Annotated in this window: 18 protein-coding genes; 5 read left to right on the top strand and 13 right to left on the bottom strand. The window is 71.4% G+C overall.

Annotated features, from left to right (window positions below; translation table 11 throughout):
* The first annotated feature begins 11 nt into the window (after positions 1–11).
* From ADL03_RS40660 to ADL03_RS40655, 3 genes are all read left to right on the top strand, one after another.
* Positions 12–1,181, top strand: a complete 1,170-nt coding sequence (locus tag ADL03_RS40660) for a cellulose-binding domain-containing protein (RefSeq protein WP_053738988.1) — start codon at positions 12–14, stop codon at positions 1,179–1,181.
* 108 nt (positions 1,182–1,289) lie between these two features.
* A complete protein-coding gene (locus tag ADL03_RS50345; protein ID WP_255353455.1) occupies positions 1,290–1,421 on the top strand; it encodes a hypothetical protein in 132 nt (43 codons plus the stop codon).
* Positions 1,418–1,792, top strand: coding sequence for a hypothetical protein (locus ADL03_RS40655; RefSeq protein WP_053738987.1), 375 nt, complete (start codon positions 1,418–1,420; stop codon positions 1,790–1,792). The genes ADL03_RS50345 and ADL03_RS40655 overlap by 4 nt, the downstream gene beginning before the upstream one ends.
* A gap of 104 nt (positions 1,793–1,896) precedes the next feature.
* Here the strand turns inward: ADL03_RS40655 and ADL03_RS40650 are convergent, their stop codons facing one another.
* Positions 1,897–2,316: a MarR family winged helix-turn-helix transcriptional regulator gene (locus ADL03_RS40650; RefSeq protein ID WP_053738986.1), complete on the bottom strand. Its 420-nt coding sequence runs from the start codon at positions 2,314–2,316 to the stop codon at positions 1,897–1,899.
* A 115-nt stretch (positions 2,317–2,431) separates the two neighbouring features.
* Between ADL03_RS40650 and ADL03_RS40645 the strand changes: the two genes are divergently transcribed.
* Positions 2,432–3,238 carry an SDR family oxidoreductase gene (locus ADL03_RS40645; protein ID WP_053738985.1) on the top strand — a complete coding sequence of 269 codons (807 nt, stop codon included), beginning with the start codon at positions 2,432–2,434 and terminating at the stop codon, positions 3,236–3,238.
* Positions 3,239–3,252: 14 nt separating this feature from the next.
* Here ADL03_RS40645 and ADL03_RS40640 read toward each other — a convergent pair whose 3' ends face one another.
* From ADL03_RS40640 to ADL03_RS50955, 12 genes are all read right to left on the bottom strand, one after another.
* Positions 3,253–4,434 carry a fumarylacetoacetate hydrolase family protein gene (locus ADL03_RS40640; RefSeq protein ID WP_053738984.1) on the bottom strand — a complete coding sequence of 394 codons (1,182 nt, stop codon included), beginning with the start codon at positions 4,432–4,434 and terminating at the stop codon, positions 3,253–3,255.
* Positions 4,435–4,648: 214 nt separating this feature from the next.
* On the bottom strand, positions 4,649–4,966 hold the full coding sequence (locus ADL03_RS40635; RefSeq protein WP_053738983.1) for a hypothetical protein: 318 nt from the start codon (positions 4,964–4,966) through the stop codon (positions 4,649–4,651).
* Positions 4,967–5,116: 150 nt separating this feature from the next.
* Positions 5,117–5,683, bottom strand: coding sequence for a dihydrofolate reductase family protein (locus ADL03_RS40630; protein WP_053738982.1), 567 nt, complete (start codon positions 5,681–5,683; stop codon positions 5,117–5,119).
* A gap of 211 nt (positions 5,684–5,894) precedes the next feature.
* The gene (locus ADL03_RS40625; RefSeq protein ID WP_053738981.1) at positions 5,895–8,117 is read right to left on the bottom strand and encodes an MMPL family transporter; all 2,223 of its coding nucleotides are present in this window, start codon (positions 8,115–8,117) and stop codon (positions 5,895–5,897) included.
* A 235-nt stretch (positions 8,118–8,352) separates the two neighbouring features.
* Entirely contained in the window at positions 8,353–9,705 is a 1,353-nt protein-coding gene (locus tag ADL03_RS40620) for an LLM class flavin-dependent oxidoreductase (protein ID WP_255353460.1), read from the bottom strand.
* Positions 9,702–10,862, bottom strand: a complete 1,161-nt coding sequence (locus ADL03_RS40615; protein ID WP_053738980.1) for an ROK family transcriptional regulator — start codon at positions 10,860–10,862, stop codon at positions 9,702–9,704. Before ADL03_RS40615 ends, ADL03_RS40620 begins: the two co-directional genes overlap by 4 nt.
* A complete protein-coding gene (locus tag ADL03_RS40610) occupies positions 10,859–11,212 on the bottom strand; it encodes a ferredoxin family protein (protein ID WP_053739081.1) in 354 nt (117 codons plus the stop codon). The genes ADL03_RS40615 and ADL03_RS40610 overlap by 4 nt, the downstream gene beginning before the upstream one ends.
* Positions 11,209–12,765 carry an FAD-binding protein gene (locus tag ADL03_RS40605; RefSeq protein WP_053738979.1) on the bottom strand — a complete coding sequence of 519 codons (1,557 nt, stop codon included), beginning with the start codon at positions 12,763–12,765 and terminating at the stop codon, positions 11,209–11,211. The genes ADL03_RS40610 and ADL03_RS40605 overlap by 4 nt, the downstream gene beginning before the upstream one ends.
* 9 nt (positions 12,766–12,774) lie before the next feature.
* Positions 12,775–13,626, bottom strand: a complete 852-nt coding sequence (locus tag ADL03_RS40600) for an ABC transporter permease (RefSeq protein ID WP_053738978.1) — start codon at positions 13,624–13,626, stop codon at positions 12,775–12,777.
* The gene (locus ADL03_RS40595; RefSeq protein WP_053738977.1) at positions 13,623–14,444 is read right to left on the bottom strand and encodes an ABC transporter ATP-binding protein; all 822 of its coding nucleotides are present in this window, start codon (positions 14,442–14,444) and stop codon (positions 13,623–13,625) included. The genes ADL03_RS40600 and ADL03_RS40595 overlap by 4 nt, the downstream gene beginning before the upstream one ends.
* Positions 14,441–15,448 (bottom strand): ABC transporter substrate-binding protein, encoded by a 1,008-nt coding sequence (locus tag ADL03_RS40590; RefSeq protein ID WP_053738976.1) that lies wholly within the window; start codon positions 15,446–15,448, stop codon positions 14,441–14,443. The genes ADL03_RS40595 and ADL03_RS40590 overlap by 4 nt, the downstream gene beginning before the upstream one ends.
* Positions 15,449–15,528: 80 nt before the next feature.
* Positions 15,529–15,735, bottom strand: coding sequence for a putative leader peptide (locus ADL03_RS50955; protein WP_369809074.1), 207 nt, complete (start codon positions 15,733–15,735; stop codon positions 15,529–15,531).
* Positions 15,736–15,842: 107 nt separating this feature from the next.
* Here ADL03_RS50955 and ADL03_RS40585 point away from each other — a divergent pair, with 107 nt between their 5' ends.
* A complete protein-coding gene (locus ADL03_RS40585; RefSeq protein WP_053738975.1) occupies positions 15,843–16,754 on the top strand; it encodes a TauD/TfdA family dioxygenase in 912 nt (303 codons plus the stop codon).
* Positions 16,755–16,769 lie beyond the last annotated feature (15 nt).

Here is a 16,769-nt window from a genome sequence, read left to right as displayed (position 1 = left end):
CAGGAGAGCACATGCGCTGGAGAAAAAGCGGTGTACTGGCCACCGCCGCGGCGGCGACCGCGGTGATGGCGGCGGCGGTCATCGCGAACCCCGTGTCCGTGCACGCGGTGGACGTACCCGCGTGCGTGGTCGGCTACCAGGTCGACCAGTGGAGCGGCGGTTTCGTGGCACAGGTGAAGGTGACCAACAACGGCGCACCCGTCGACGGCTGGACGCTGACCTGGACCTTCGCCGGTGACCAGCACGTCACCTCCGGCTGGAGCGCCGACGTCACGCAGTCCGGTGCGGTCGTGACCGCGCGGAACCAGGCGTACAACCGCGCCATCGCGACCGGCGCCTCCGTCCAGTTCGGGTTCCAGGCGACGTTCCAGGGGGCCAACCAACCGCCCGCGGACTTCACCCTCAACGGCGTGCGGTGCAACGACACCGCTCCGCCGACGACAACCACGACGACCACGACAACAACTACGACCACGACGACGACACAGGTACCGCCCCCGGGCTGCCCGAGCGGCGCGTTCTGCGACGGCTTCGAGAACCAGACCGGCACGCGACCGGCGGGGGACTGGTCGCTGGTGTTCCCGAACTGCCAGGGATCCGGCACCGCGACCGTCGACAGTTCCACGGCGCGCAGCGGTGGTAAGTCGATCCGCGTCGACGGCCGGGCCGGCTACTGCAACCACGTGTTCCTCTCCACGTCCAGGGGGACCAGCGGCTCCGGCCTGTACACCCGGTTCTACGTGCGGCACACCACCGCGCTGCCGGAGGCGCACGTGACGTTCCTGGCCATGAAGGACACCGCCGACGGCGGCAAGGACCTGCGGATGGGCGGCCAGAACCGCGCCCTGCAGTGGAACCGCGAGTCCGACGACGCCACGCTGCCGGAGCAGAGCCCGGCCGGGGTCGCCCAGAGCACCCCGCTGGCGGTGAACCAGTGGACGTGCGTGGAGTTCGGGATCACCGGCTCGGAACTGCGGACCTGGGTCAACGGCACCGAGGTGCCCGGTCTGCGCGTGGACGGCGTGTCCACGCCGGACGTGGACTCCCAGTGGCTGCGCCGCAGCGGCTGGCGGCCCGCGCTGACCGACTTCCGGCTGGGCTGGGAGAGCTACGGCGGCGGTGACGACACGCTGTGGTTCGACGACGTCGTGCTGGCGTCGTCGCGGGTCGGCTGCTCCTGACCCACGGCACGCGCGGCCGGCACGTTCAGGCGGAGGGATGCCGAACGTGCCGGCCGACGCGCTTCCTGGCACGGCAACCACATCGTGCGTTCGGCCCGTCCTGAGTTCGTGAGACTCGTCCTCGCCGCGATGGCGGTCCTGCTCGTCGCCTGTCAGCCCGCGCCCGCGCCGCCGCCGGGAAAGACGGTCGCGCTGCGCGTGGAGCTGCTCGGAGGCGGACCGCTGCGGCCGGGACCGTGACGTTCCCGGAGTTCGGGTTCGCCGGCCGCTCGGTCACCCGGATCACCGCACCGGACCGGAAGGGGCCAGGTGCCGTGATCCGGGCGGTTGCGCTGGATCCGGAGCGGGAGCTGTCCTCACCCCACCGGCGCTACGAGCCAGAACGCGTGGCGGCCGTCGCGGGCATCTCGTCCGGCGGTCCGGCGGGTGCGGAATGGCCGCTGGAACCGCTGGCGGACGGTGTTGCCCTCAACGGCGGGCGTTGCGCGGTGTACGCCACGGCCCGGGTCCGGTCGATCCGTTCCGGCGCGACGTGGACGAGTCGCGGGGCTACCTATCAGGTGCGGTTGCGGCCGCTGCTGCCCGACGAGGCCGACTGCGCAGCGCTGTGATTCCCGCGACCGGCTCAACTGCTTGATTTTCTCAAGGATTCGGTCAACTATGGTCCTGTCGCACCCGACGACCGGACTCGCAGTGAGGTGGCCATGTTCATCGCCTACGCGGTGTCGATCGCCTTGGAGAGCAACGCGTGGAGCTGTTCCTGCTCCTCGGTCGTCAGGCCGGCGAGGGGTGAATGCCTCATCACGGTGCTGAGCAGCCGTTGACGAACGTCCACGCCCTCCTCGGTCAGGACCAGCGTCCGGACCCGCCCGTCGTGGGGGTGCGGGCGACGCTCCGCCAGGCCTCGTTGCTCCAGCTTCGTGCTCAGCAGCGTGACGTTGGACGGGTCGCAGTGCAGCAGCCGGGCGATCTTGCGCAGCGGCAGCGGCTCGGCGTCCGGCCGCAGGAGCCACAGGACGTTCGCGAGCGGACCGGTCAGGTCGAGCCGGTCCAGCGCCTCCTGCATGCGACCCGAGATCTGCCCGGCCAGCGTCATGGTCTGGTTGAGCAGCGACGCTGCCAGTTCCTGGGACATCAGGCCACCTAACTCGACTTCTCCGGAAGTGGTCCAGCTCGTCGCTCGACTAAAACTTGACAATCTCAATTATATAACAAACTTTCTGGCGCACCACGTGGAGGAAGGCTTCCCGATGAGGAGAAGTGCGGAACTGACTGGCCGGACCGCGGTCGTGACCGGCGCCGCGACCGGCATCGGCGCCGCGATCGTCGAGCGGCTGGCCGCGCAGGGCATGGAGCTGGTCCTGGTCGCACGGGACGGCGCACGCCTGGAGGTGACGGCGGAGCGGCTGCGTGCCGAGCACGGCGCCCAGGTGTCCACGCTGGCGCTGGACCTGGCCGACCACGGCGCACCGGCGCGGCTGGCCGAGTGGCTGGCTGAGGCGGGAACCGAGGTCGACGTGCTGGTCAACAACGCCGGCGTCAGCCTGCTGGGGCCGGTCGCCGGCAGCGACCCGGCACGCGTGCGGGGCCTGGTCGACCTCAACGCCGGCGCGGTGGCGGAGTTGACCGCGTTCCTGCTGCCCGGGATGGTCGCGCGCCGCAGGGGGGCGATCGTCAACGTCGCGAGCACCGGTGCGTACGCGCCCGCCGCCTACCTGGCCGCCTACGCGGCATCGAAGGCCTTCGTGCTCTCGTTCACCAGGGCGCTGTGGGCCGAGACGCGGGCAACGGGGGTGCGGGTCGTGGCGGTCAGTCCCGGGCCGACGGAGACCGCGATGAACACCAGCCGCATGCCGGGCAAGCGCGACCCCGGTGCCGTCGCGGACACCGTCATGTCCGCCTTGCGCGGCCGTGGCCCCGCGGTCGTCGACGGCCGCCTCAACGCGCTCCAGACCTTCGTCTTCGGTCGCCTGCTGCCCGCGTCCGCGGCAGCCGTGATCGCGGAGCGAACCCTGCGCAAGGCAGCGCTCGGCAACGTGAGCTCCGTGCTGCCGTGACGCTCCACTGTTGGCTACGGACGTGAGCCCAGCAGGCCGCGAGCGGCGAGGTTCTCCATCAGCGCGGTGATGCCGAACGTCCAGTCCTCCGCGTCCTCGGCCGTGTTCACGACGTTCGTCAACGCTCCCAGCCGGGGCGAGGAGATGCGCACGACGTCCCCGACCCGGTGGGTGAACCCTTCGCCGGGCTGGTCCCGGTCCTCGGTCGGGGCGAACATCGTGCCGGTGAACAGCACGAAACCGTCCGGGTAGCGGTGGTGGGCACCGAAGGCGTGCGACACGAGGTCCTCCAGCTCTCTGCTGATCTCGGAGACCGTGCTCACGCCGTGCAGCTCGAAACCGTCGGGCCCGGTGATGTCCAGGGCGATCTCGGTGGCTTTGGCGTCCGCCAGGGAGAACCCGTCGTCGAACAGCCGGAGGAACGGCCCGATGGCGCAGGAGGCGTTGTTGTCCTTCGCCTCGGTGAGCAGCAGGGCGCTGCGGCCCTCGAAGTCGCGCAGGTTGACGTCGTTGCCGAGCGTCGCGCCGACCGGCTTCCCGCGCGAGTCCACCACCAGGACGAGCTCGGGCTCGGGGTTGTTCCACTCCGAGCGGGCGAGAACGCCGACGTCGGCCCCCGGCCCCACCGCCGAGAGCACCGGCGCCTTGGTGAAGATCTCGGGGTCAGGACCGATCCCGACCTCCAGGTACTGCGACCACAGCCCCTCGGCCCGCAGCACCCGCTTCACCTCCGCCGCCGCCGCGGACCCCGGCCTGAGGTTCGAGAGGTGCCCCTGGACGATCGCGCCCACCTTCTCGCGCACCTCCTCGGCCCGCCTGGGATCCCCGTCGGCGCGCTCCTCGATGACCCGTTCGAGCATGCTGCGGACGAAGGTCACCCCGGCGGCCTTGAGCACCTGCAGGTCGACCGGTGCCAGGAACCGCGGAACGGCACCGGTCCGGTTCGCCGTGGCGGCCAGAACCTCGCCGACCGGCCACGACGTGCCGCCGGGGTGGTTCCGGACGACCTCCACCGCGTCCGGCCGCTCCAGGAGCGAGGAAACGGTCGACGCCAGCGGCGTCAGGTCGACGACCTCCTCGCCGCGGACCGCCACGACCGAGGGGCCACCCGCGGTCGGGTCGAAGACCCTCGCGACGAGGGTGGCGTCCGCCGCGTCCCTGGGCAGTACGTCGGCGGCGTTCAGCGAGATCCCCATGGAAGTCCTTCCTGCCCGCACCGCTGGTCGGTTCGAGGTCCCGACCAGCTTGCCCTGCCCGGGCTTCGGGGGACAGCCGCCAGTTCTCCGACGAGCGGCCGTGCCGCTGAACGGGACCAGGCCGGGAGCGTCCACATCGGACGTTCCCGGCCTGGTCCGTCGTCGACCCCGGCGTGCTGGAGGGCGGCGGTCCGGCTTCAGCGCCTGTGGGGTGTCAGCAGGCCCTGACGACGGCCGTGTGCGCCTTGCTGCCGAGGTCGAGGATCGTCACGTTCCGGTTTCCGGCGGGCACGCGGACCTGGTAGGTGCCGGGGTTGACCGGGTAGCCGAAGTAGCTGCCGGCCGGAGCCGCGCCGGTGCCCGCGATCATCGACCCGTTGGTGAGGTGGATGGTGGTGGAGACCGCCTTGCCGCAGTTGTTGGAGATGTAGATCTTGCCCTTCGTCGCGGCGCCGGCGGATCCCGTGCCCAGGACCGAGATGACAAGACCTGCGGCGGCCAGACCGGTGAGAACGCGCCGGGTGGTCGTCATGGTGCTCCTCCGAGGGGTTGCGGACATCGGTCGCAAGATATCCGCCGCAGCGTCCGCGCACAGTGGGTCGAACGACCGACACCGCGTACCCGCCTGCCTGCGGGGTTGCGCAGGCAGGAACGGCGGCACCGGCCCTGGAGTGCGTGAGGACTACTTGAGCACCCGGTACCGCAGGTGGTCGACGGCGGGGGAGGCGTGCGTCTCGAGGCGCTCCAGCCTGATCGCCGAGCCGAGTGCGGCGAAGAGCGGTGTGCCGCCGCCGATGAGCAGCGGGACCACGTGCACGAAGATCTCGTCGACCAGGCCGAGTGGCAGGGCCTGCTGCATGACCGTGGCGCCGTGCAGGCCGACCCACCTGTCGCCGGCGGCCTGCTGCGCCTGCTCGATCGCGCTCGCGACCCCGTCCGTGACGAAGGTGTAGCCGGGGTGGTCCTCGGCCGGCGCGTTGTGGGTGACCACGAAGTTCGGGCAGCCGGGGACCGGGCCGCCGGGGCCCCACTCGTGCACGGTCTTGTCGAACGACGTGCGGCCCATGACCAGGGCACCGCAGTGGGTGATCGCGTCCTGGAGGTACTGGCGGTCCGTGTCGGTGGGGTCTTTGAAGATCCAGTCGTGCAGGCTGTCGGCGCCGTCGCCGAACGGGTTCTCGCGGCTGGCGTTCGGGCCGGTGACGTAGCCGTCGAGCGAGATCGACATGTCGCAGATGACCAGTCCCATGGTGGTGGTTCCTTCCGGGTTCGTCGTGCTGTCACCACCACGTCGATCGCGCGGAGCCCGTTTCGACAACCCGGAGCCGGGATTTCAGCCGAGTCCTGAAACGGATTAATCCTTGTCAACATGATTACTTCAGTGTTAACCGAAACCAAAACCTCACCGGCCGACGAACCAACACGACCACACACCCGCCAGGACCAATCCCACCCGCGAGCTACCGGACGGTTTCGGGGACAGGACGGCGTGGTTGAGCCGTCTGGACGGGCACGTCCGGCGTCTCGCGCAGACCGATGCGCCGGTGCAGGCGGCGCATCGGCGCGGGGGCCCACCACGCGTGGCGTCCGAGCATCCGCATGCCGACCGGCATCAGCACGCCGCGGATGAGCGTGGCGTCCAGCAGGACCGCCAGGCCCGCTCCGATGCCGAACATCTGGACGAAGCTCACGCCGCTGATGGCGAAGGCGAAGAGGCTGACCGCGATCAGCGCCGCGGCGGTGGACACGAGCCGGCCGGTGCGGGACATCCCGAGGACCACCGCCGAGTGGTGGTCGGCGCCCTGGTCGTGGGCTTCCTTGATCCGGCTCACCACGAACAGCTCGTAGTCCATCGACAGGCCGAGGATGATGGTGAACATCAGCACCAGCATGCAGATGTTGAGCGGCCACGGCGTGAAGCCGAGGACCGACGACAGCCACCCCTCCTGGAAGATCAGCACCAGCACGCCGAGCGTGGCGGACAGGCCGAGCACGTTGAACGCCAGCGCCCGCAACGGTTGCAGAACGCTCCCGGTGAACAGGAACAGGAGGATGAACGTGGTGATCGCGATCAACGCGAGCGCCAATGGGAGACGGTCTCCGATCGCGTCCTGGCTGTCCGCCAGGAGCGCTGCGTCGCCGCCGACCGCGACCGATGTGCCGGGCGGCTGCGGCAACGCGCGGATCGCGCTGATCAGTTCACGCGCCCGCGCGGAGCTGGGGTCCGGTTCGGCCGCCACGAGGAGGCGCTGGTTGTCGGCGCGGGCGAGCGTGGCGCCGGCGGGAGGCGGGCCGCTGCCGTGACCGCGGACGAACGTCCCCGCGCTGGACGCCACCCGCAGCACGCCGGGGAGCTCGGAGATCCGGCGTGCGTGGCGTGCGACCGCGGCCGGCGTGGTGGTGCCCTGCACGACGACCTGGATCGCCCTGCCGTCCTCGGTGCGGAAGTGTTCGCGCAACGCGTCGCCCACCACCCGGCTGTGGGCCGGAGCCGGTAGCACCCGGTCGTCGGGCATGCCGAGCTCCGCCCGCAGCAGCGGCACGGCTGCCAGCAGCAGCAGGACGACGACCGGCACGCCGGTGAGCAGCGGCCGCCGCATGGCCGTGTCGGCGAGCCTTCCCCAGAACGCCGACCCGGAAGCGAGGGGGTACCGGTGCCCCCACGGCAGGCGGCCGGCGTTGACCTTCGGACCCAGCACGGTCAACGCCGCGGGCAGCACGAGCACCGCTCCGGCCGCGGAAGCGACGACCACCCCGATCCCGGCGTAGGCGAACGAGCGCAGGAAGTACATCGGGAACAACAGCAGCACGGCGAGCGCGGCGGCCACAGTCACGGCGCTGAACACGATCGTGCGGCCGGCGGTCTGCACGGTGCGGACCACCGCGGCGGAGGTGTCGAGCCCGGCGGCCAGCTCCTCGCGGAACCGGCTCGTCGTCAGCAGCGCGTAGTCGACGGCCAGTCCGAGGCCCAGGCCGACGGCCATGTTGATGGAGTAGATCGACACGTCGGTCAGCGACCCGATGACCGAAAGCTCGGCGATGGTGCACACGATCGCGGCACCGGCCATGAGCAACGGTAGCGTGGCGGCCACGATCGTGCGGAAGGCGAGCACGAGCAGGAGCAGGATCACCGGCACGGCGATCAGCTCGGCCAGCAGCAGGTCGTCGGCGAGCTGCCGGTCGGCGTCCAGCTCGACCGCCGCCGTGCCGCCGATGTGGACGGTGATCGCACCTCGGTCGCCGGCGTACCGCTCGCGCAGCCGCTCGACGGTCTTCTCGTTGCTGCCGAAGCCTCCGGCGAACTGGCCGAGGGCGAGCGCCTGCCGGCCGTCGTCGGAGCGCAGCTGCGGCATCCCGGTGGTGAAGTAGGAGGTCACATCGGACAGCACCGGGTCGGCCGCCAGGCGCGCGGTCAGCTCGCTGCCGGCCTTGCGCACCGCCGCGTCGTCGACCGTGCCGGTGCGGGCGGTGATCAGGACCAGGGCGTTGACGTGACCGCCGAACCGTTCCTCGATGAGGGTCTGCGCCCGCCAGGACTCCGAGCTCGGGTCACCGAAACCGGACGTCGTCAGAGCACCGGAGGTGGTGAAGCCGAGCACGCCGGCGCCGATCACCACCAGCGCGCCGGCGACGAGGACGGCGCGTGCGTGCCCGGTGACGAAACGGCCGATACCTCTGAACACGCAAGGACTCCCTCTGCATCGGATGCCGCCGGACCGCTGGGCTGTCGCACCGGAAGCTATTGCCACCGGGTTGGTGCGGCTGCCTGTGTCGCCCGATCGAGCGTCCCTCCAGAGGGTGCGAAAACAGTGGCGCGACGAGGAAAGTGACCGCGTCACGTGTCGTGCCTGTCGATCCGTGTGCCACGGCCCCGGTGGTTCTCGCGGTCACGAGAGCCACCGGGGCCGTGAAAGGCGCCTACGCCAGGCGTGCGCCGGCCTGGTCCGGCACGGTGAACCGGCTGACCGGGCGGGGCAGGCCGTAGTGCTCGCGCAGGGTGCGGCCGGTGTACTCGGTGCGGAACAGGCCGCGGGCCCGCAGCAGCGGCACGACGTGCTCGACGAAGTCCTCGAGGCCGGAGGGCAGCAGCGGTGCCATCACGTTGAAACCGTCGGCGGCGCCCGTGGTGAACCACAGCTCGACGTGGTCCGCGAGCTGCTCGGGCGTGCCGGCGACGACCTGGTGGCCGCGTCCGCCGCCGAGCCGGCCGAGCAGCTGCCGCAGGGTCAGCTTCTCGCGTTCGGCCAGGTCCCGCACCAGTTCGAAGCGGCTCTTCGCGCCGTTGACGTGGCTGACGGGAGGCAGCGGCGGCAGGTGCTCGTCGAGCGGGTGCGTGGTGAGGTCGATGCCGATCAGCTCGGTCAGCTGGCGCACGGCGCGGGCGGGGATGATCAGGTCGTCGAGCTCGGCGGCGAGCGCCTGGGCCTCGGCCTCGGTGCCGCCGAGCACGGCAACGATGCCCGGCAACACCTTCAGCCCGTCCGCGGGGCGTCCGGAGGCCTCGGCGCGGCGTTTGAGGTCGCTGTAGAACGCGGTGGCCTCGGCGTGGGTCTGCTGGGCGGTGAACACCGCCTCGGCCCAGGCCGCGGCGAACGCCCTGCCGTCCTGGCTGGAGCCCGCCTGCACGAGCAACGGGTGTCCCTGTGGGCTGCGCACGGCGTTGAGCGGGCCGCGCACCGAGAAGAACCGTCCCTTGTGGCCGATCTCGTGGACCTTGGTCTCGTCGGCGAACACGCCGGTGGCCTGGTCCAGGACCAGCGCGTCGTCCTCCCAGGAGTCCCACAGGGCGGTGACGACGTCGAGGAACTCGTCGGCGCGCCGGTACCGCTCGGCGTGCTCGGTGTTGACCTCGCGGTTGAAGTTCTGCGCCGACCGGTCCTGTGCGGTGGTGACGATGTTCCAGCCCGCGCGCCCGCCGCTGATGTGGTCGAGGGAGGAGAACAGGCGGGCGAGGTTGTAGGGCTCGCTGAACCCGGTGGACGCGGTGGCGATCAGTCCGATGTGGCTGGTCGCCTGCGCGAGGGCGGTGAGCAGGGTGAGGGGCTCGAACCGGCCGGCGGCGGTGTGCCGCACGTCGCCCCAGATCTGGACGCCGTCGGCGAGGAACACCGAGTCGAACGTGCCGCGCTCGGCGATGCGGGCGAGGTTCTGGAAGTGGGTGACGTCGTCCAGGGCGCGCGGGTCGGTGCGCGGGTGCCGCCAGGCGGCCTCGTGGTGACCGACGCCCATCAGGAACGCGTTCAGGTGCAACTCGCGTGCGGACAACTTCAGACTCCCTGCCAGACGGGGTTTCGGATGTTCAACGGATCGGCGTAGAGGACGTCGAGCTGCACGGCACCGGCCGCGACCGCCAGCACGTCCGCGCCGAAGCTGCTAGTCAGCACCGCGTCGGCGGACGCGCGTGACATAGCCACGACCTCGTCGCGCAGCGCCGCGGCGCAGCCGGGCAGCCGGTTGGTGCCGAGCTCGGTGACGACCAGGACCTCGGGGTCGAGGAAGTCGAACAGCACGGCGGCCGCCCGCCCGACGGCGCGGGCTCGTTCGGCCAGGTGTGCCGCGGCGGCGGGCGAACCGGCGGCGGCGTCGTCGACGAGGTCGAAGATGTACGGCCTGCCGATCAGGCCGTCGCGGTGGGCGCGTGCGGCCCAGGCCCGGTCGGAGAGGGTGGCCTCCAGGCAGCCGCGCTTCCCGCACTCGCAGGTGATCGCGGGATCGCCGAGGGCCAGGTGGGCCACGTCGCCGGCGGCCGAACGCGGTCCCCGGTGCGCCGCGCCGCCCGTCACGATCGCCGCGTCGACGACGTTGCCGACGAACAGGTGCAGCAACGAGTTGTGGCCCCGGGAAGCGCCGAAGAGCTGCTCGGCGCGGGCCAGCGCCCTCGCGTGGCTGTCGACGCGCACCGGCAGGCCGGTCCTGGCGGTGAGCAGCGCCCTGACCTCGGTGTCCCGCCAGCCCAGCGAGGCGTGGCGGACGATCACGCCGTTCTCGGGGTCGACCCAGCCGCCCGCCGCCACCCCCAGGCCGATCGGGACGTGCCCGGGAAACCGGTCGGCGTGCAGCCGGAGCAGCTCGTCGGCGGCCGTGGTGAGCACCTCGTGCGGGTCGTCCGGGGTGGCGTGGGGGATCGTCCGCCGCACCAGGACCCGGCCGCGCAGGTCGAGCAGCGTCAGCGTGCAGTACGGGTGCGCGACGTGCAGACCGGCCACGACGTGCCGGCCGGTGTCGATGTCCACCGGCACGTGCGGGCGGCCGATGCCCTGGTACGGCACGGCTTGCGGGACCTCGACGAGCAGCCCGGCCTCGGCGAGCGCCGCGCAGGTGCGGGTGACCGCCGCCGGGCTCAGCCCTGACGTGCGCGCGATGCCGCTGCGGGCGATCGGGCCGCACCGCAGCACCGTGGCGAGCACCACCGAGGCCGTCGTGGTCATGAGATCAGCGGCGGGCCGGTGGGGGAGAGCGCGGGGCCGATCGCCCGCGCGGCTCCCGGCGTGCGGCCACGCCCCCAGCCGATCTCGCGGCGGTAGCTGCCGAGCAGACCGCTCTGCCGCAGGTGCTCCTCGTCGTGCGCGAACGAGTCCGGCGGGAGCGGGTGGGTGTGCGGCGCGACGAACAGCGCGTCGGCCGGGCAGTTGGCCTCGCACTGGAAGCAGGTCTGGCAGTCGGACTGCCGGCTGACGACCGGAGTTCCGTCCTCGCCGCGGTCGAAGACGTTGGTGGGGCACACCTCGATGCACTTGTCGCAGGCGATGCACTGCTGGGCGGAGACGAGCTCGATCATGCCGCCGCTCCCTCCGGGCGGGCCCACACCTCGTCCAGCCCGCCGGAGGTGATCCGGTGGTGCTGGGCGGGGTCGAGCTCGGGGTGGTCGAGCCGCTTGGCCATGCCGCGGCTCTCGTGGCGCACCAGTGCCGAGGTGTACATCCACCGGGCGTGGGCGAGCATCGCCGCCGCTTGCCGGGCGGGCAGCACCGCCGCGCCTTCGGTGCGCAGACCGCCACGCACCGAAACCCAGACGCCGTCGAGCTCCCGCAACGCCGCCCGGAGCACGTCGCCGTGCCGCAGGTAGTTCTTGTCGTACGGCAGGACCTCGGCCTGCACGGTCCGGACGACCTCCGCGACGTCGACGTCGGAGGACCGGCCGGTCGGGCGCAGCCCCGCACCACCGGCGGCGCTCACCTGCCGGGCGCCGCTGCCCAGCGAGCGGGCGAACTCCGCGGCCGCCCGGCCGGCCCACGAGCCGGAGGAGATGGCCCACGCGGCGTTGTGGCTGCCACCGCCGGTGAACCCGCCGCAGATCAGCTCGCGGGTGGCGGCGTCTCCCGCCGCGTAGAGGCCGGGAACGGTGGTGGCGCAGCCGTCGTCGACGATGCGGATACCGCCGGTGCCGCGCACGGTGCCCTCCGCCAGGAGCGTGACGGCGAACGGGTCGGTGAACGGGTTGACGCCCAGCCGGTCGAAGGTGAGGAAGAAGTTGGGCTGCGCCAGCCGCATCGCCCGCTGTGCCGCGTCGCCGGCCAGGTCGAGCTTGCAGAACACCTTCTCGGACAGCAGGGTGCGCGCGATCACCGAACGGCCGCGCTGGCTGCCCGCGCCCTCCAGCACCTCGCCGTTGGCGCGGTAGAAGGTGGCGTAGTTGTAGAACGCCGTCTTGGTCACCGAGGTGTGCTCGGGCGCGATGCCGTAGGCGTTGGAGAACTCCATGCCGGACAGCTCGGCGCCGACCTCCGCGGCGAGCAGCGCGCCGTCGCCGGTGTTCACGTTGCACCCCAACGCTTTGCTCAGGAACGCGCACCCGCCCGTGGCGACGACGACCGCGCCCGCGCGCACCTCGAACGCCCGGTCCGCCTGCCGCCGGTACCCGGCCGCGCCCGCCACCGCGCCGTCCGCCGCGGTGAGCAGTTCGGTCACCGGGCTGTGGTCGAGGATTGTGACGCCGGCCCGCTTCACCCGGATCCGCTGGCGCCGCATGTACTCCGGCCCCTGCAGACCGGTGCGCAGCGACGTGCCGTCCGGTCCCACGGGGAACGGGTAGCGCGCGGCCTCGGCCAGTTCGTTGACCCGCTCGTAGGTCTCGTCGAGCACCCTGGCCATCCAGCGGCGGTCGGCGAGGTACCCGCCGAGCGCCTCCCGGCTCGCCATCGCGGCCTCGCGCGCCTCGGGCTCCGGTGGCACGTACCAGACGCCGGTGCCGCCCGACGCGGTCGCGCCGCTCGTGCCGCAGTAACCCTTGTCCGCCAGCACCACGGAGGCGCCGGACTCCGCGGCCTTCAGCGCGGCCCACGTGGCGGCCGGACCGCCTCCGGCCACGAGCACATCAGCGGTGAGCGTCATGACGTCTCCTCACGCTCCGACCGGGACGCGCCACGAGGTGAAGCGGCGCTCCAGACTGACCAGGACCTGGTTGAACAGCACGCCGATGGCGGACAGCGTGACGATGCCCGCGTACATCTGCGGGATGGCGAAGTTGAACTGCGATGCGTTGACCAGGTATCCCAGGCCCGCCTTGGCGCCGACCATCTCCGCCGCCACCAGCACCAGGATCGACAACGCGCCCGCGAGCCGGACGCCGGTGAACACCGTCGGCACCGCGGCGGGCAGGATGACCTTCTGGAACAACCGGAACCCGCCCAGGTCCATCGACCTCGCCAGCCGGAGCAGCGTCGGGTCGACGGCGCGCACGGCGCTGATCGTGTTGAGCAGGATCGGCCAGGTGCACGCGTAGAACACGATCGCGATCTTCGACGTCTCCCCGATGCCGAGCAGCAGCACGAACACCGGCAGCAGCGCGAGCGCGGCGGTGTTGCGGAACACCTCCAGCAGCGGGCTGAGCAGCGTCGCCACCGGCCGGTACCAGCCGATGAGCAGGCCGAGCGGGACGGCGGCCGCGACGGCGAGACCGAAGCCGGACAACGACCGCACGAGGCTCGCCTGCGTGTTGTCGAGCAGCTTCCCGCTCACCGCGAGGTCCCACCACGCCGCCATGACGGCCGAGAACGGCGGCAGGAACGTGGCGTCCACGAGGCCGAGGCGTGGCGCGGCCTCCCAGACGAGCAGCAGGACCGCGATGGCCGCGACCTTGCCGGCGCCGGTCAGCAGCGCGTCGCCGAACCGGGCCAGCGTCCCGCGTGGACGAGCGGGTGCCGGTGTGTCCCGGTCGCCGGTGCGCGACGGGTTCTCCAGCAGTGCGGTCATGCGCCCACCACCTCCTTCTCCTGCAGCTGTGCGCGGGACACCTCGTCGTGCAGCAGGTCCCAGATGCGGTGCCGGTAGCGCGCGAACTCCGCGCTGGACCGCAGGTCGGCCTGCCGCGTCCGGTCGCCCAGGTCGATCGGCACGACCTCCTTGACCCGGCCCGGCCGCGAGGTCAGCACGACCACGCGCTGGCCGAGGTGGACGGCCTCGTCGATGGAGTGCGTGATGAAGACGACCGTCTTGCCGGTGCGCTGCCAGATCCGCAGCAGCTCGTCCTGCAACGACTCGCGGGTCTGCGCGTCGAGCGCGGCGAACGGCTCGTCCATCAGCAGCACCTGGGGGTCGTAGGCGAGGCTGCGCGCGATCGCCACGCGCTGCCGCATGCCGCCGGACAGCTGGTGCGGGTGCCGGTCCTCGAAGCCGTCGAGGCCCACCAGGTCGAGGAACTCACGCGCCCGTGCGGCGCGTTGCCGGCGGGGGACACCGGTCGCCTCCAGGCCGAACTCGACGTTGCCCTGGGCGGTGCGCCACGGCAGCAGCGCGTACTGCTGGAAGACGATGCCGCGGTCGAGACCGGGGCCGGTGATCCGCCGCCCGTCCAGCAGGATCTCGCCCTCGCTCGGTTCGGTGAGACCGCCGAGCAGGTCGAGCAGGGTGGACTTGCCGCAGCCGCTGGGCCCGACCAGGACGACGAACTCACCGCGGGCGACGTCGAGGTCGATCCGGTCGACCGCGGTGAACTCGGTGCGCTGCCGGCTGCCGCGCACCTTGACCTCGAACCGCTTGGAGACGCCGCGGAAGGCGATGTGGGCGCTCATCGGGCGAGCTCGTTGTACTCGTTGGTGTACAGGTCGGTGAGCTTGACCTGGTCCTTGGTGATCTCGCCGCGTTCGGTGAGCCAGTCGACCCAGATCGAGAGCTCCCGGTCGAGGATCTTGCCGCCCTTCTCGGCGACACCGGTGGACCTCCAGTACCTCAGGGCGGCGGGGTCCTCGTTGCGTCCGCGCCGGGTGAGGATCTCGACCTTGCGGGCGACCACCTGCTCGCGCGGTGTGGTGCGGCTCCACTCGATCGCCTTGGCCACGCCGCTGGTGAACGTGCGGACCGCACCGGGGTTGTCCCGCAGGAACTTCTCGGTGAAGACGTAGGTGCCGGCGGTGAACGGGCCGAGCAGGTCGAAGTCGGAGAACAGCTTGCGCAGCCCGCCCTTCTCCAGCGCCTTGTCCCGCAGGATGCCGCCGAGCACACCGGCCTCGATCTGCTTCTGCCGCACCGACTGCTCGGTGTTGACCGGCGGCACGACGATCGGCTCGACCTTCTTGACCTCATCGGGGCTGAGACCGGCCCGCTTGAGGTAGATGCCGAGCATCGCCTCGTGGTGCGCGCCGAGGGTGTTCATGCCGACCTTCTTGCCGAGCAGGTCGCGCGGGTTCCTGATCGGGCTGTCGTCGAGCACGTAGAAGCCGCTGTAGGCGTGCTCGTCCGCGCCGTAGTACCCGATCACCGACCGGATCGGCGCGCCGGCGGCCTTGAGCTTGACGACGGCACCGTTGAACGCGCCGCCGAAGTCCACCTGGCCGGTCGCGGCGGACTGGATGTCCTGCGGGCCGCTGATCGTGTTGCCGACCCACTCGAGCTCCAGGTCACCGAGGTACCCGAGGTCCGCGGCGAGCTCGGGGAGCGTCACGTCGCCCGCCCACCCCTGGTAGCGCAGCGTCTTCGTCTCGGCGCCCGCACCGGCGGCGGTCGAGCAGCCGGCCGTCGCCGCCGCTGTCACCCCCAGGAGGGCGAGGTTGAGGAAGTTCCGTCGCGTCGTGGTCACGGCAGGTCCTTTGCTGAAGGGGGACTGAGGGCACGCTGAAGAACAGGACCATCAGTCCTGAACGGAAATGGGGACGGGATTCAGCGACCGGAGCGACAGAATGCGCTGGCGTGCCGTCGGAGATCGACGTGCCGGCGTGAGGTGAGAGAGGCGGCTTGGCTCACGGCATGGAGCCTCACACCCGGACCCAGCTGGGTCAACGACCGGAACCGCTGTCCCACATCATGGAGCCGGGCTGGACCGGGCCGCCTATTTTTCGCGCTGGAACGAAGTCGGCGGGTCAACATCTTCCACTCCTCGGGAAGATTTGTTTTCTCGCCTCGCACACTTGCGCCGCGCGTCCCGCGGTCTTCACGGTGGAGAGGAAGTTCGCCACCGTGAAAGGAAGTCCGTGATGACCGCACAGCTTTCCGTGACCGTCACCAAACTGGGCGCGGGCATCGGCGCGCAGATCGACGGCGTCCGCCTGGGCGGCGACCTGCCGGAGGGCGTCGTCGCGGAGATCAGGGCCGCGCTGCTGGCCGGCAAGGTCGTGTTCTTCCGCGGCCAGCACCACCTCGACGACGCGGGCCAGCTCGCGTTCGCCCGGCTGCTCGGCGAACCGACGCTCGCTCACCCCACGGTGAAGGGCCAGGACCACGCCAACGTCCTGGCGATCGACTCCCGGCACGGCAAGGCCAACAGCTGGCACACCGACGTCACGTTCGTCGACCGCGTCCCGGCCATCAGCGTCCTGCGCGCGATCGACCTGCCTCCCTACGGCGGCAGCACGGTGTGGGCGAACACGGCGCGGGCGTACGACGAGCTGCCCGAGGCGTTGAAGGCGCTCGTCGACCGGCTGTGGGCGGTGCACACCAACGTCTACGACTACGCCGGGCACGCCGACTCCACGCGCATCGGCGGCGTGGACGTGAAGGAGAAGGCCTACCGCGAGGAGTTCGTGTCAGAGCGGTACGAGACCGAGCACCCCGTCGTCCGGGTGCACCCGGAGACCGGTGAACGCGCGTTGTTGCTGGGACACTTCGTGAAGCGGATCGTCGGCGTGAGCCCGACCGAGTCGCAGGCGATCTTCGAGCTGCTGCAGAACCGCGTGACCAGGCTGGAGAACACCGTGCGCTGGCAGTGGGCAGACGGCGACGTCGCGATCTGGGACAACCGCGCGACCCAGCACTACGGCGTCGCCGACTACGACGACGCCCACCGCCGGCTGCACCGGATCACCATCGCCGGTGATGTACCGGTGAGCGTCGAAGGGGTGGCCAGCACGACGATCGTGGGCGACGCGGCGCACTTCTCGGCCCTCTGACGGTCCGCGGCACCC

Origin of the sequence: Nocardia sp. NRRL S-836, from assembly GCF_001279525.1 — a bacterium.
Classification (GTDB): domain Bacteria; phylum Actinomycetota; class Actinomycetes; order Mycobacteriales; family Pseudonocardiaceae; genus Lentzea.
The sequence above is the reverse complement of the archived record's forward strand: the minus strand, read 5'-3'. Positions and strand labels throughout refer to the sequence as shown.

What these genes read in the sequence shown, in the direction of transcription:
- ADL03_RS40645 (WP_053738985.1), top strand. Translation starts at nt 2,432, where the DNA reads ATGAGGAGAAGTGCGGAACTGACTGGCCGGACCGCGGTCGTGACCGGC.
- ADL03_RS40640 (WP_053738984.1), bottom strand. Translation starts at nt 4,434, where the DNA reads ATGGGGATCTCGCTGAACGCCGCCGACGTACTGCCCAGGGACGCGGCG.
- ADL03_RS40585 (WP_053738975.1), top strand. Translation starts at nt 15,843, where the DNA reads ATGACCGCACAGCTTTCCGTGACCGTCACCAAACTGGGCGCGGGCATC.
- ADL03_RS40595 (WP_053738977.1), bottom strand. Translation starts at nt 14,444, where the DNA reads ATGAGCGCCCACATCGCCTTCCGCGGCGTCTCCAAGCGGTTCGAGGTC.
- ADL03_RS40630 (WP_053738982.1), bottom strand. Translation starts at nt 5,683, where the DNA reads ATGGGACTGGTCATCTGCGACATGTCGATCTCGCTCGACGGCTACGTC.
- ADL03_RS40610 (WP_053739081.1), bottom strand. Translation starts at nt 11,212, where the DNA reads ATGATCGAGCTCGTCTCCGCCCAGCAGTGCATCGCCTGCGACAAGTGC.
- ADL03_RS40605 (WP_053738979.1), bottom strand. Translation starts at nt 12,765, where the DNA reads ATGACGCTCACCGCTGATGTGCTCGTGGCCGGAGGCGGTCCGGCCGCC.
- ADL03_RS50955 (WP_369809074.1), bottom strand. Translation starts at nt 15,735, where the DNA reads ATGTTGACCCGCCGACTTCGTTCCAGCGCGAAAAATAGGCGGCCCGGT.
- ADL03_RS40600 (WP_053738978.1), bottom strand. Translation starts at nt 13,626, where the DNA reads ATGACCGCACTGCTGGAGAACCCGTCGCGCACCGGCGACCGGGACACA.
- ADL03_RS40660 (WP_053738988.1), top strand. Translation starts at nt 12, where the DNA reads ATGCGCTGGAGAAAAAGCGGTGTACTGGCCACCGCCGCGGCGGCGACC.
- ADL03_RS40635 (WP_053738983.1), bottom strand. Translation starts at nt 4,966, where the DNA reads ATGACGACCACCCGGCGCGTTCTCACCGGTCTGGCCGCCGCAGGTCTT.
- ADL03_RS40650 (WP_053738986.1), bottom strand. Translation starts at nt 2,316, where the DNA reads ATGTCCCAGGAACTGGCAGCGTCGCTGCTCAACCAGACCATGACGCTG.
- ADL03_RS40615 (WP_053738980.1), bottom strand. Translation starts at nt 10,862, where the DNA reads ATGACCACGACGGCCTCGGTGGTGCTCGCCACGGTGCTGCGGTGCGGC.